The organism is Sphingobacterium corticibacterium (assembly GCF_004208525.1).
In the GTDB taxonomy this organism is placed as follows: Bacteria; Bacteroidota; Bacteroidia; order Sphingobacteriales; family Sphingobacteriaceae; genus Sphingobacterium; species Sphingobacterium corticibacterium.
In genome coordinates this window covers 157171-170769 of record NZ_SGIT01000001.1, presented here as the reverse complement: position 1 = coordinate 170769, position 13599 = coordinate 157171, and the positions used below count along the sequence as shown (strand labels likewise).

Annotated in this window: 11 protein-coding genes and 1 tRNA gene; 5 read left to right on the top strand and 7 right to left on the bottom strand. The window is 40.0% G+C overall.

All coding sequences use genetic code 11. From position 1 onward, the window contains the following. Positions 1 to 14 precede the first annotated feature (14 nt). On the bottom strand, positions 15 to 560 hold the full coding sequence (locus tag EWE74_RS00735; protein ID WP_130139631.1) for an AAA family ATPase: 546 nt from the start codon (positions 558 to 560) through the stop codon (positions 15 to 17). Between the two features lie 494 nt (positions 561 to 1054). Here EWE74_RS00735 and EWE74_RS00730 point away from each other — a divergent pair, with 494 nt between their 5' ends. Next, complete coding sequence (locus EWE74_RS00730; protein ID WP_130139630.1) at positions 1055 to 1588, top strand: dihydrofolate reductase family protein; 534 nt, start codon at positions 1055 to 1057, stop codon at positions 1586 to 1588. Between the two features lie 185 nt (positions 1589 to 1773). After that, a complete protein-coding gene (locus EWE74_RS00725) occupies positions 1774 to 2391 on the top strand; it encodes an MCP four helix bundle domain-containing protein (protein ID WP_130139629.1) in 618 nt (205 codons plus the stop codon). 57 nt (positions 2392 to 2448) lie between these two features. Here EWE74_RS00725 and EWE74_RS00720 read toward each other — a convergent pair whose 3' ends face one another. After that, complete coding sequence (locus tag EWE74_RS00720; protein ID WP_130139628.1) at positions 2449 to 3666, bottom strand: enolase C-terminal domain-like protein; 1218 nt, start codon at positions 3664 to 3666, stop codon at positions 2449 to 2451. Between the two features lie 302 nt (positions 3667 to 3968). On the opposite strand from EWE74_RS00720, the gene EWE74_RS00715 reads away from it, so the two are divergent. After that, positions 3969 to 4403 carry an SRPBCC domain-containing protein gene (locus EWE74_RS00715; RefSeq protein WP_130139627.1) on the top strand — a complete coding sequence of 145 codons (435 nt, stop codon included), beginning with the start codon at positions 3969 to 3971 and terminating at the stop codon, positions 4401 to 4403. Positions 4404 to 4701: 298 nt separating this feature from the next. On the opposite strand, the gene EWE74_RS00710 is transcribed toward EWE74_RS00715, so the two are convergent. The 5 genes from EWE74_RS00710 to serC all read right to left on the bottom strand — a co-directional run bounded on the left by EWE74_RS00710 (position 4702) and on the right by serC (position 9627). Further along, positions 4702 to 4774 (bottom strand) — tRNA-Lys (locus tag EWE74_RS00710). 114 nt (positions 4775 to 4888) lie between these two features. Further along, entirely contained in the window at positions 4889 to 6064 is a 1176-nt protein-coding gene (lysA, locus tag EWE74_RS00705; RefSeq protein WP_394343217.1) for a diaminopimelate decarboxylase, read from the bottom strand. Positions 6065 to 6160: 96 nt separating this feature from the next. Then, positions 6161 to 7474: an aspartate kinase gene (locus tag EWE74_RS00700; RefSeq protein WP_130139625.1), complete on the bottom strand. Its 1314-nt coding sequence runs from the start codon at positions 7472 to 7474 to the stop codon at positions 6161 to 6163. Between the two features lie 125 nt (positions 7475 to 7599). Further along, complete coding sequence (locus tag EWE74_RS00695; RefSeq protein WP_130139624.1) at positions 7600 to 8547, bottom strand: D-2-hydroxyacid dehydrogenase; 948 nt, start codon at positions 8545 to 8547, stop codon at positions 7600 to 7602. A 9-nt stretch (positions 8548 to 8556) separates the two neighbouring features. Further along, positions 8557 to 9627: a 3-phosphoserine/phosphohydroxythreonine transaminase gene (gene serC / locus EWE74_RS00690; RefSeq protein ID WP_130141075.1), complete on the bottom strand. Its 1071-nt coding sequence runs from the start codon at positions 9625 to 9627 to the stop codon at positions 8557 to 8559. A 301-nt stretch (positions 9628 to 9928) separates the two neighbouring features. Between serC and gyrA the strand changes: the two genes are divergently transcribed. Together gyrA and EWE74_RS00680 are read left to right on the top strand one after the other, a co-directional pair. Next, positions 9929 to 12490, top strand: a complete 2562-nt coding sequence (gyrA, locus tag EWE74_RS00685) for a DNA gyrase subunit A (protein WP_130139623.1) — start codon at positions 9929 to 9931, stop codon at positions 12488 to 12490. Further along, on the top strand, positions 12444 to 13598 hold the full coding sequence (locus EWE74_RS00680) for a tetratricopeptide repeat protein (RefSeq protein ID WP_239018512.1): 1155 nt from the start codon (positions 12444 to 12446) through the stop codon (positions 13596 to 13598). The genes gyrA and EWE74_RS00680 overlap by 47 nt, the downstream gene beginning before the upstream one ends. Position 13599: the final 1 nt, after the last annotated feature.

Genomic DNA, 13599 nt, shown 5'->3' with positions numbered 1-13599 from the left:
GAATAGTATAGCAATTAATACTGGCTAGATTGCTCAATTACAAACTGTCGTCTCTCTAAAATTGAAACTCTGGGTACTTCAATTACGTTGTAACCATATTCCATGTAAGTTTCTTTCATTTTATCAAAGGTGGATAAAGCCTCTTTCCAAGATTGCTTCCGCTCCCTGTCCGTTTCGTATATTGCTTTCCACGGCGGGAGTATAAAAACATTTCTGTTATATACGCATTTACGGACAATCTCTACGGTTTCCTTGGATACCGGAATATTTTCCATATTCATATAACAAATAGTATCCAAAATCCCACGGTCAAAATATATAGGATCAGGGAAATTGTCACTTTTGATTTTCTCAAAGGTTCTTACCGAAGCGTCGAACATCAGTTGCGCATATAACGTCTTGTTCCTCCAAGGCAAACCATCACCGCCCATCGTTAGCTGATCTTTAATAATTCTTCTAGCTTCTTCTTCAACCGTTAAAAAACCTGTTTGTTTAAGCTCTTCTATAAGAGTTGTTTTCCCAACTCCAGGTCCACCACTAATTATGAAATAATTCTGCATTATTTTAGTTGAAATATTGTATTGCGTAATCGCCTCCGTTAGAAAAAGCGAGGCCGGTAATCCGATGATCAGTCCCAGATGGATGCTATACCAAACAGTTCTAGATTTTTCACTTCAATATTATTAAGATACTTTTTATTTATTTTAGTCTGGATCTCTCCCCCTGAAGAAGATAAGCTTGATACGATCAGTAGTACGGCAAAAAATACACTTAACAGGGCCGTTGTCATGTTTTAAAATTTTTTAATTTTGTTTAAAGTTACTAAAAAAGAAAAAAAGTTCATTGCTATCTCTATAGATAGAATAAATTACGAACAATACCATTAAATTATGAGTAAAAAGCAAATATTTACAGAAAAATAACAGCTAAAATGAACGACATTCTTACTTTTTCTTGTATAAAGGAGCGAATTATAAAACTTAAATGATAGGTTTAAATCAAAAAAAGTTACAATTACACAGAAATTTACAGGAGAGATTAAATTTAAAAATAGATGCGAAAGATATCACTTTTCATTGCAACAAGTTTAGATGGCTATATTGCGGGACCGAATGACGACCTTAGTTTCTTAAAAAGCGTTGAAAAAGAAGGAGAAGACTATGGTTATACAAAATTTACAGACACGATTGATACATTAATTATTGGGCGAAAAACCTATGATTATGTGCTTAGGGAAATCGGCTCGTCTCATTACGACAACGGACAACGAGATGTTTATGTCATAACAAGAACCGAAAAGCCAAGTGTAGGAAGAACGACATTTTATACGGGAGATTTGTCCGAATTAGTTAAACAGCTAAAGTCCGAGAACGGAAAGAATATTTATTGTGATGGTGGTGCGGAAGTAATAAATGATCTATTGGAACATGACTTAATAGACGAGTTTATAATTTCGGTTGTACCAGTTTTGTTGGGTGATGGCACGAGACTTTTCAAGGGTGGCAGACCTGAACAAACTCTTGAATTCATAACCGCAAAAACATTTGAAACAGGATTGACACAACTGTATTACAAACGAAAAAAATAAACAACCAACCGTCGCCAGTTTGTATTACAATTGATATATGTCGGATATCTTTTTTTTAAAATCATCGTTAATCTCTATTTTTATGCCGTTTCTCTGTGATTATGTGTGATAGTTTTTTGAAATAATTCCTTAAATTGTCTGCTTTATGAACCTGATGCATGACGTTGTCGGTTAAATTGAGGATTATGTGGACATTTGCGATTAAACAGAAAATGACGGCGGCGATATTGTTATTCACCGTAATCGGTCTGGTAATGCTGACCAATATGCGTGAACAACGGATCGCTACGCGGATAAGTACAGCGGTTACCTCCATTTACGAAGATCGGCTTGTCGTCGCACAATATATCCTCCAATTGTCAAAGCAAATGGAGGGCATCATCGCCATCTTGGAAAAGGAAGATGAAAAGACCAGTGCCCGGATAAACGATCACCTAACCGATGTAACCGCATTAAATGAATTATACGAGAAAACGATTCTTACGGACATAGAAAGAACTAATTTTGAGATTTTCAAACAGCTGTGTCAAACCATATCCCGAAATAACAAAATTGGCGATTATTCGTCGGCCCTATTAGCCGCACGTGATGCCGGAGACACATTGCAAACTCTTTCCTCCATACAAGTAGAGGAAGGAAAAAACCAATTAGACGATGTACTAAATATGACTTCTTTCTCCAACATACTCTCCTATTTGGAGTTAGCTATTCTCATCGTCATTGCTGTGATCATCCAAGCACTCGTGTTTGCTTCAAAAACAATGATGAGTGTCAGAAAGCCTAAAAACGAAAATCTGAACTAGCTAAAACCGACAGTGTAAGCAAATTCAAAAGTATTGAACCTATCCATATAACGACCGTTATATTTTCTTCAACAACGGCATACCAAAACCTGGTGTCGATGGTGGGATTAATTTACCGTCTCGGATTGTGTACCCGGAAAGATCCACGTCATCAGATGAGCTCGTTACCCCTTCGATGGTAACCGTATTACCTAACCCACCAGCCAAATGTGCCGTATAGTTGGTTTTGAGAAGTGATCCCCAAGCATGCGGTGAAGCCTGTGCACCTAACTTTTGGAGCTCGGGCATCAATCTTCGCCAATTGGTGAATCCAAGTCCTTCAATGTCTGTTAGATGAACATCCAATAGTTTTTGCTGAATCAGCTCCTTTAAAAATTGTTGATCAGGATCTGCCTCACCATCCGCTAACAATGTTTCTATCCCCTCCTCTCGTATATAATGGCGTAGCTTCTGGTAGTCCGCAACGGTCTCGTGAAAAGGTTCTTCTATCCAAAACAGTTTAGTTCCGGATATACCCTTAAGATATGCAATAAACTGATCAGCTGAAAATCCATTATTGCCGTCTACTAGGATTTCACAATCAGGAAAAGCTTCATTCACCGCCTTGGTAACTTCGATATCCCGTCGTAAACCTTCCTCGAAAGGCATCCATTTATGACCACGCCCGATTTTCAACTTAAACTGTCTGTATCCTACACCATAGTCATAGCGACATTCTTCCAATATACGATCGATCCCGGCAGGTTTTTCGGCGGGCTCTAGATCATCAAAATAGATCATACCACTATAGTAGTCTGTAATAAAGGGCTTTTCTTTTCCGAGTAGCGCATATACAGGTTTTTGTAAAATGATTCCTGCAAGATCATGAAGAGCCATATCGAAGGGAATATATCTTTCCTGTAACGTGCCGATATGGGCTGCAAATATCTCCGATACCTTTTTGCCAACAAGTTCGTTTACTATCTTTTCAGCATCGCGTTTTGATCCACGTAATGAGGCCCATCCCATAGCACCCTTGTCTGTTATTATGCAACATATCTCGACAGTTGGACCATAACCATGGAGGTCGAGACGAGCATTTTTCCCGACTAATCGCGGATAGTTCAGCTTTACTGTTGAAAACTTGATCTCCTGAATTCGATGGTAGGCCAATTCCTTGTCTGCCGACGTTCTATCTATCAGTGAAGTTAAATCCATTCCATGACTTTTGCCATTGAACAGCGTAGCTGATGCGACACCTACTTGGAGCGCTTGTAAAAATGTTCTTCTTTTCATACTGGGTTTATTTTATATTAAAGGTACAATTAAAATGGATACGTCTTCCAATAACACGGTATCAATTTATTTACGTTTTGTCTCAATTTCCAGTTTTTGTGCTTGTTCGTTCTAGATCACCTGAATTTGCTTACGAAGAAAGAAAGGCCATGTTTGTTGATTATGGATTTAGCGAAGCAAAAAAATGCGATTTAAAAAAGAAAATATTTTCTTGCCATAAGGCAACTTGAGTTTACAACAGCCTTTTTACATTTGTTGGATTCCAATTTATGGAAGAACCCCGCATTTAAATAAAATTTGCTATGAAACTTACCGCGAAAGCTACTCTACAAATCCAAAAACAGATACACGAAGTTTTTGAAGCGATAGTAAATCCTGAGAAAATGACGAAGTATTTTATTTCTGAAAGCACAGGTCGTATGGAAACAGGTAAAGAACTTTTATGGGAGTTTGGAGATTTCCCAGGTAAATTTCCGGTGAAAGTTACGGAAGTACAACCTAACAAATTCATAGAATTTGTTTGGGACGAAGAAACCGTCGTGCGTATTACATTGGAAGAACAACCTGACAAAAGCACGGTCGTAAAAGTTACCGAAGGCGAGAAACAACTAAACGAGAAAAATATCAAATGGCTTACCGACAACACATTTGGTTGGGGAAACTTCCTCGACTGTATGAAAGCTTATCTGGAATATGGGATTCAACTTCGTAAAGGTGCTTTTAATTACGCCAATTGATTTTTGCTAAACGCAAAACTAAAATATATTCGAGACCCGACGGCACTTCCCAATATGTATTTTTGATTACGCCACAACAGACCTAAGAAATACATCTCAAACGATATTTCTCTTCAAAAATTCCGATTTGAGCTGCAGTAAAATTAATTGCCCATTGTACCTCTGGCACTCCCTTTTCAATGTGTGTTTCAATTTTGATAAGCAATTCTTCACTGTTGGGTAGTGGTGTTTGCCTCCCCTTCTGTCCTCATCCCAGCTATAACAAAAAAAGCAACCCTTTTTGAGTTGCTTTTGTTTGTGATCCCGCTGGGATTCGAACCCAGGACCCATACATTAAAAGTGTATTGCTCTACCAGCTGAGCTACGGAATCTTACTTCGTTTTTCTAAAGCAGAGCTTCGTTGTTTGAAGTGATGCAAAAGTAGGAATTTCGATTTAAAATGCAAACATTCTTCATCTCTTTTTTTCAGAAAAACAAAAACCCATTCATAGTGAGGGGGATAAATTTAATACGTCGCTATACACATAGCGGATCTCATCGCGCAAATTGTAGCGCGAGGCCATCACCTCACCATAGGCGCCTGCTGTTCGGATAGCAATCAAGTCTCCCCGCTCTGATTTCGGCAATGGCACTTCTTTACCAAAACAATCCGAGCTTTCGCAGATCGGCCCTACAACATCATACGGGATAACCACCTCTTCACCGGCTTCTATACGTTCTATCTTGTGATATGCCTGATATAAAGCCGGTCTCATCAGTTCCGTCATACCGGCATCGACCACCAAAAAGTGTTTTTTCACACCACTTTTGGTGTATAAAACTTTGGTAATAAGTGATCCAGATTGCGCTACCAATGCTCGTCCTAATTCAAAATGAACCTCTTGGTGCGCATTTCGTTCCAAAAACCTATCAAATATATCAAAGTACGTCTCAAAATCAGGAATCGGATTCTCGTCCGGATGCTGATAATCTACCCCTAAGCCACCACCAACATTCAAGACTTTGATTTGTGTTCCCCGCTCTTCAAACCAGTTTTTCCACTCATTTACTTTAACACATAGACTCTTAAAGACATTCATATCGGTAATCTGGGAGCCAACGTGGAAGTGTAATCCCACGAGTTCTACATATTTCGCCTCCCGGATAACAGAAGCCGCTTGCTCCAATTCAGAAGTCGGAACTCCAAACTTATTCTCATCAAGGCCTGTGGTGATATAATGATGTGTGTTCGCATCAACATTTGGATTAATCCGCAATGACACCTTGGCAATAACACCGAGCTTACCCGCCAGTTCGTTGATGACTTCCATCTCTTGAATCGATTCGACGTTAAAAGCAAAGATATCATGCCGCAACGACAAGATAATTTCTTTATCCGATTTACCTACACCCGCAAATGTAATTTTATCCGCAGCAAAACCAAGATCAATTGCTTTTTGTACTTCGTTTCCACTTACACAATCGGCTCCGAATCCCTTGGATTGAATCACAGATAGTACCCGGTCGTTAAAGTTAGCTTTCAACGCATAATGCACATGAAACCCCCGTTTATCTGCCGCACGTTTCGCTTGCTCTAATGTTTCGTCCAATAAATTAAGGTCGTAGTAGTAGAATGGCGTTTCTAATTCTTTGATCCTATCTAGCTGACTATTATTAAACAACATATAATCTTTTGTCTTTGTAATGATTGGCAATTGCCCCTATTTCCTCTTCCACGGACGACTGCAAATATCGCCCTTGTAATAACCCGTTACGTCTTAAAACAATCTGTTATGTAAGGAACGTAGTGCTTCCGTTTTATGACTAGCATCCAACAGAATAGAAACGTTATAATCCGATCCTCCATAAGAAATCATACGCAAAGGAAGATGCTTAATCGCATCCAATACCTTAGCCGCGTAGCCATGTGTATTAGCACTAAAATCACCTACTACACAAACAATAGTCTGATCATGATCTACGTGTACAGAACCAAAATCTTCTACTTCTTTGATAATATCTTCCAGATTTCGGGTATCGTCCACCGTCAATGAAACAGCAACCTCCGATGTTGTAATCATATCGATAGGTGTTTTATAACGTTCAAATATCTCAAATATCTTGCGCAAGAAACCATAAGCTAGTAACATACGGGAAGAATGGATATGAATGGCTGTAATTCCATCTTTTGCAGCAATAGCTCTAATTTGTCCATTAGTCCCCCCCTCTTTGCTTATCAAAGTACCAGCGGCTTGCGGGTCCATTGTATTCAACAAACGCACAGGTACATTGTACCGCTGCGCAGGGAAAACACTCTGCGGGTGTAAGATCTTCGCTCCAAAATAAGCTAACTCGGCGGCCTCATCGAAACTCAGATGTGCGATTGGTTGCGTTCCTTTTACTACACGTGGATCGTTATTGTGCATACCATCAATATCTGTCCATATTTGTACTTCATCTGCCTGGATAGCAGCACCGATAAGAGACGCTGTATAATCTGACCCGCCACGACGCAAATTATCGATTTCACCAAACGAATTACGGCAAATATAACCTTGTGTAATAAACAAGGTATTATCAGGATAGTTTGCCAACAAAGCAGCAAGTTTCTCTCCGATATAAGGCACCATAGGCTCATTGTCCTCATCTATTTTCATAAAATCCAACGCCGGCAACAATACCGATGAGACGCCGATTTCCTCCAAATGAAAATGGAACAAGGTGGTGGACAACAGTTCGCCCTGTGCCAAAGTGATTTTTTCCTCGATAGGCGTAAACATCTCATTACCCAAAGAGGCAATGTAATTAAAGTGATAATCAATCAGGTTCTTTCCTTTTTCAAGCCCTTGCTCCGTAGCAAAAAGTTCCTTTATTAATTCCTCGTACTTAGTCTTATGTTGCGCGATTAAATCTAACGCCTCTTCTGTCTTTCCCGCTAAAAAGGCATGACCTATTTCGACCAATGCATTTGTTGTACCAGCTACTGCCGACAATACAACAATCTGGCGATCCGTAGGGTTTACAATATCCAACAACCCTTTAATACGTTGGGCACTCCCCACCGATGTGCCACCAAATTTTAGAATTTTCATCTTTTATAATTATAGTATCTATTGCGATCTCTCTAAAAACCTATAAATGTACCTATTTTACACAAAAAAGCGGCACAAATGCTTTCCATTGCTTTTGTGCCGCATATATTATTTATGCGGAAGAATTACTTCTTCAGGGCGTCTATAAGCAGCGTTGCCAATTCGATCCCGATTCGCTCCTGTGCTTCGTTTGTTGCCGCTCCGATATGGGGCGTCAAAGAAATCCGCGGATGACTCAAAATCTCCTGTCTAGGCGTTGGTTCATTGTCAAACACATCTAAGGCAGCAAAAGATACTTTACCCGAATCAAGCGCATTAACTAACTCTAGTTCATCTATTACACCACCACGAGCCGCATTTACCAATCCTACACCGTCTTTCAATAATGCAAACTCTTCTTTTCCTATAGCAGGTTTATCTAAGAAAGGAACATGGAGAGTAATGAAATCAGATTGCTTTAACACATCTTCGAAAGTCACTTGTTTTACCGGCAAATCGACTTGAACTCCACCGGAAAACGTCAACGGTAAAGATGTCGGTCCGTCAAATAAATCTGTGTAGATAACGTCCATTCCCAATCCGAGTGCTACCTTAGCTGTTTCACGGCCAATTCTTCCAAATCCAACGACGCCTAATGTTTTCCCTCTCAACTCCACACCTTTTGCATAAGCTTTTTTAAGTCCGGCGAAGTTCGTGTTTCCTTCTACCGGCATCTTGCGGTTGGCGTCATACAAAAAGCGCACACCATTTAAAAGGTGTGCAAATACAAGCTCTCCTACAGATAAGGATGATGCTGCTGGCGTGTTAATAACAGCGATACCTTTCGAGCGTGCATAATCGACATCGATATTATCCATCCCTACTCCACCACGACCAATAGCTTTAATATTCGGGCACACATCAAGCAATGCTTGACGAACTTTAGTGGCACTACGTACCGTAATGGCATCATAAGCCTGCAATTTTTCTGCAAGTTCTTCTTGCGGAATATGATTAGTATCTACTTCAAATCCGGCATCTTCCAACAGCTTCTTACCCGCTGCATCAATACCGTCGTTTGCTAATATCTTCATCTAAATAAATTATTTATTACTTAATTCTTCAAATTCTTTCATCACATCTACCAGAGCATTGATGGAACTAATTCCCAATGCATTGTAAATCGATGCCCTGAAACCGCCTACCGAACGGTGTCCTTTAATGCCCACCATTCCACGTTCTTGCGCGAGTTTCAAGAAAGCAGCTTCCTGTTCTGGGGTATCCATAACAAATGTCACATTCATTCGAGAACGATCTTCTTCATTGGCTGTTCCGCTGAAAAACGGATTCCGCTCAATCTCATCGTATAACGTACGTGCTTTGATGATATTCTCCTGTTCAATAACTGATATACCACCTTTTTCCTTTAACCATCGTAAGTTCAACATCGATACATAAATAGAGAATACCGGAGGTGTATTGTAAAGTGACCCCGCCTTTGCATGTGCTTCATAATCCAATATTGTCGGTATCGTGCGCCCTGCTTTCCCTAAAATATCATTCTTTACAATAACCAATGTAACACCCGCTGGTCCCATATTTTTTTGTGCTCCAGCATATATCAAATCATAATCAGCAACATTGATTACACGACTCAATATATCCGATGACATATCAACCACCGTCGGCAAATTGACATTAGGTTTTTCAAATACCTCGGTACCGTATATGGTGTTATTTGATGTGTAATGGAAATAAGCAGCGTCCGAAGGCACCGAAAACTCTTTAGGAATATACGTATAATTTTTATCGGATGAAGAAGCCACAATCTCTACCTGCCCTACCTTAGATGCTTCTTTTGCAGCCTTTGTCGCCCAAACACCTGTATCCAAATATGCCGCTTTCCCCCCTTCGGGCAAAAGATTCAACGGAACCATAGCAAACTGCTGACTAGCTCCTCCTTGTAAAAACAAAACGGAATAGTCAGATGGAACATCCATAAGTTCGCGTACTAAAGCCTCTGCTTCTTGAATCACTTGCTCAAATTCTTTGGAACGGTGCGATATTTCAAGAATGGAAAGCCCTGTGTTATTGAAATCAATTACAGCTTGCGAAGCTTCTTGAAATACTTCCTTTGGAAGTATGCATGGTCCTGCCCCAAAATTGTGTTTCATCATGAATTTATTTTATGTGAATAAATGAATCGCAAAAATAGTACATTTTTTAATTTTCTTCATATTTCCGAAACTTTTATTGAGAAATAAATAAACATTTCTTTTGTTTTATAAAAAAATGACATACAACAAACGAATTAACGGAGACGTTTTATTTCTTGCATGATTTTAGTAACGTATGCCGTCACCAATATTTTAGACGCGTAAACGCACGGTGATTATTAAAAAAAATCGTAACTTCGCTGCGATGTGTGCATCTTTTTTTAGAGGCACATTTAGTTTTATTGAAACCACATTTAATATGGCTGAAGAAACAGAAAACGAAAACAATCTAGTACCTGCAAACGACAGGATCATTCCAATCAATATCGAGGATCAAATGAAGTCTGCCTACATAGATTATTCTATGTCGGTCATCGTTTCTCGTGCCTTACCTGACGCAAGAGACGGTTTGAAACCTGTACACAGACGTGTACTATATGGGATGTTAGACCTAGGTGTAACGAGTGGCAAACCTTACAAAAAATCTGCTCGTATCGTTGGAGATGTGTTGGGTAAATATCACCCACACGGCGACTCTTCAGTATATGATGCCATGGTTCGACTGGCACAAGATTGGAGCATGCGTTACCCGTTGGTAGATGGACAAGGTAACTATGGATCTATTGACGGCGATCCTCCTGCGGCCATGCGTTATACAGAAGCACGTCTGAAGAAACTATCGGAGGAGATACTTTCTGACATCAATAAAGACACCGTAGACTTCCAACTGAACTTTGACGATTCCTTACAAGAGCCTACGGTATTACCTACCCGTATTCCAAATCTTTTGGTAAATGGAGCCTCCGGGATTGCGGTGGGTATGGCCACAAATATGGCACCGCACAACCTAACTGAAGTGGTGAATGGTACCGTTGCTTATATCGATAATCGCGATATCGAAGTCGCAGAATTGATGCAACATATCAAAGGACCAGATTTTCCTACAGGTGGTATAATATATGGCTATAATGGCGTAAAGGATGCGTGTGAAACCGGTAGAGGCCGTATCGTCATGCGTGCCAAAGCCGAAATCGAAACGCTAAAAAACGGACGCGAATGCATTATCGTAACCGAGATACCTTATCAGGTTAATAAAGCGAATATGATTGAGCGGACAGCGGAGCTCGTCAATGAGAAAAAAATTGAGGGCATCGCTACCATTCGGGATGAATCCGATAGAGAAGGCTTCCGAATTGTATATGAAATCAAACGGGAAGCCAACGCAAATGTTGTATTAAACAATTTATATAAATATACGGCTTTACAAACCTCTTTTTCGGTAAACAACATAGCCTTAGTAAAAGGACGTCCGATGTTGTTGAACTTGAAAGACATGATCCACGAATTTGTGGAGCATAGACATGAAGTCGTCATTCGGCGTACCAAATTTGAATTAGCAGAGGCGGAAAAACGAGCACATATATTAGAAGGATATCTCATTGCGCTTGACCATCTTGATGAAGTCATTAAACTTATCCGTAACTCTGATACACCAGAAGACGCACGTGTAGGCTTGATGAGTAGATTTGGTTTAACCGACATCCAAGCACGTGCAATCCTGGATATGACGCTTCGCCGTTTGACTGGACTAGAGCGTGATAAGATCAAAGAGGAATATGCAGAACTCATGAAAACAATTGATTATTTGAAATCCATACTTGCAGATGAAGACCTACGTATGGAAATAATCAAGAAAGAGCTTCTGGAGATAAAAGAAAAATATGGTGATGAGAGACGTTCCGTCATCGTACACTCTGCTGAGGACATGCGTATGGAAGACTTCATCGATGATGAAGAGATTGTGATTACCATTTCACACAACTCCTATGTAAAACGCACACCACTGACAGAATATCGCCGTCAGGGACGCGGTGGTAAAGGCTCCATCGGCTCTACAACACGAGACGAGGATTTTACAGAGCACATTATCACGGCCTCCGCACACAATTATCTGTTATTGTTCACGGATCACGGACGTTGTTTTTGGCTACGTGCTTTTGAAATTCCGGAGGGTAGCCGTACTTCCCGTGGGCGGGCGTTGCAGAATATCATCAACGTACCGAAGGAAGAAAAGATCAGAGCTTTTATTAAGGTGATTAACCTCAAAGACCAAGAGTATCTCGAAAATAACTTTATTATCATGTGTACGAAAAAAGGCACAATCAAGAAGACGTCTTTAGAGGCGTATTCAAGACCTCGTGCAAATGGTATAAACGCGATTAACATCAACGAAGGCGATGAGTTGCTGGAGGCATGTTTAACAACCGGGAATAGCGAAATCGTCATGGCACTGCGCTCCGGACGTGCTATACGTTTCAACGAGTCTACAGTACGACCGATGGGGAGAACAGCTACAGGAGTACGAGGAATTACATTGGCTAGTGATGTGGACGAAGTAGTTGGCATGATTGCTGTAGATAATTCGGACACAACAGTACTTGTTGTTTCTGAAAAAGGTTATGGCAAACGTACTGATATTGAAGATTACCGCGTAACCAACCGTGGAGGTAAGGGGGTAAAAACTATCAATGTTACGGATAAAACAGGAGAATTAGTTGCCATTAAAGGAGTAACCGATGAAGATGACTTGATGATCATCAACAAATCTGGCATTGTTATCCGTATAGGTGTTGATACTCTTCGTGTAATGGGACGGGCAACGCAAGGCGTACGGCTGATTACATTGAAAGATACCGATGCCATAGCCTCGATTACCAAAGTAGAACGTGAGGAAGAAGAGGAGTTGGAAAACGGTGTTGAAAACATGGATGAAAATGGCGTATCAAATGACACAACAGATGCGGAAGAAAACGAAGAATAAATTAGGATTATGCTTGCCCGCCATCATTTCGGGCTTGCTGTTATTGGGTTCAGCGCAAACTTTCGCGCAATCCAACTATAAAGAAAGTAGCAATAGTTTTGCGCGCTATACACAGTCCGGTGATTTAAAGAATCTTGAGAGTGCAAAAAAATTCATCGACGAAACGTACAAAAACCGTCGCGATTCAAATAGTGCACGTGTGAATGTCCTCCGTGCTATGATATATAGCGCTATGGCATATGCAGATTCTACACGTAGCATAAAAAATCCTAGTGATCCGATTGATATTACCTATGAATCGGTAAACAAAATAAGAAAGCGCGATTGGGAAAATTATTCTTCTGAATTTAATTACATCAAGCAAAATCTAGCTGCATCACATATTTACAAAGCTAAAAAAGCATTGGAGAAAGAAGACTATGCAGGTGCTTACGAGAGCTATCTAAAAGTGAGAGACCTCAACATTCAAAATTATGATGTAACATATAATCTTGCTCTTTTGGCCGCACAAACCGAACAATACGCCGCAGCAACAGCTTACTACAATAATTTATTAAAAAGAGGCGATGCACCTGTTGAATATTATTTGGAGCTTGCAGAAGTACATAAAAGAAACGGCGATAGTCAAGCCGTATTGAACACATTACACAATGCCCGCACGAAGTTTCCGGAAAATAAACAGGTGTTGATGAACTTGGTTCAACTCTTTGCACAACGAAACGAATACAAGGCAATCGCTCCGATTATTGACGAGGCTGTAGCCCACGAACCAGAAAATATTGAACTAAATTATTTGGCAGGGTATGCAAACGAATCCGTAGGAAATATCGAAATTGCAAAAAGATACTACGGGAAGGTATTGCAACTTGAGCCAAATAACTATGAAGCAAATCTCGCTTTAGGTCTCATTTTTCTTAACAATTTCCTGCAGGACAGTGATAATGTAGAAGCGCAGTATCAGGCACAAAATTTATTGTTAAAAGCAAACGAAATTCGTCCTTATGACGTTAATGCGTTAAAGTCTCTTTCTTTATATTATGAAAGATCAGGAGATCTCGCACAATTAGATCGCGTAAAATTGTTATTAAATCAACTATCAAATAATTAGA

Coding starts and splice junctions, on each gene's coding strand:
- EWE74_RS00680 (WP_239018512.1), top strand. CDS start 12,444: ATGGCGTATCAAATGACACAACAGATGCGGAAGAAAACGAAGAATAAA.
- EWE74_RS00735 (WP_130139631.1), bottom strand. CDS start 560: ATGCAGAATTATTTCATAATTAGTGGTGGACCTGGAGTTGGGAAAACA.
- EWE74_RS00695 (WP_130139624.1), bottom strand. CDS start 8,547: ATGAAGATATTAGCAAACGACGGTATTGATGCAGCGGGTAAGAAGCTG.
- EWE74_RS00725 (WP_130139629.1), top strand. CDS start 1,774: ATGTGGACATTTGCGATTAAACAGAAAATGACGGCGGCGATATTGTTA.
- EWE74_RS00730 (WP_130139630.1), top strand. CDS start 1,055: ATGCGAAAGATATCACTTTTCATTGCAACAAGTTTAGATGGCTATATT.
- EWE74_RS00720 (WP_130139628.1), bottom strand. CDS start 3,666: ATGAAAAGAAGAACATTTTTACAAGCGCTCCAAGTAGGTGTCGCATCA.
- serC (WP_130141075.1), bottom strand. CDS start 9,627: ATGAAACACAATTTTGGGGCAGGACCATGCATACTTCCAAAGGAAGTA.
- EWE74_RS00715 (WP_130139627.1), top strand. CDS start 3,969: ATGAAACTTACCGCGAAAGCTACTCTACAAATCCAAAAACAGATACAC.
- gyrA (WP_130139623.1), top strand. CDS start 9,929: ATGGCTGAAGAAACAGAAAACGAAAACAATCTAGTACCTGCAAACGAC.
- EWE74_RS00700 (WP_130139625.1), bottom strand. CDS start 7,474: ATGAAAATTCTAAAATTTGGTGGCACATCGGTGGGGAGTGCCCAACGT.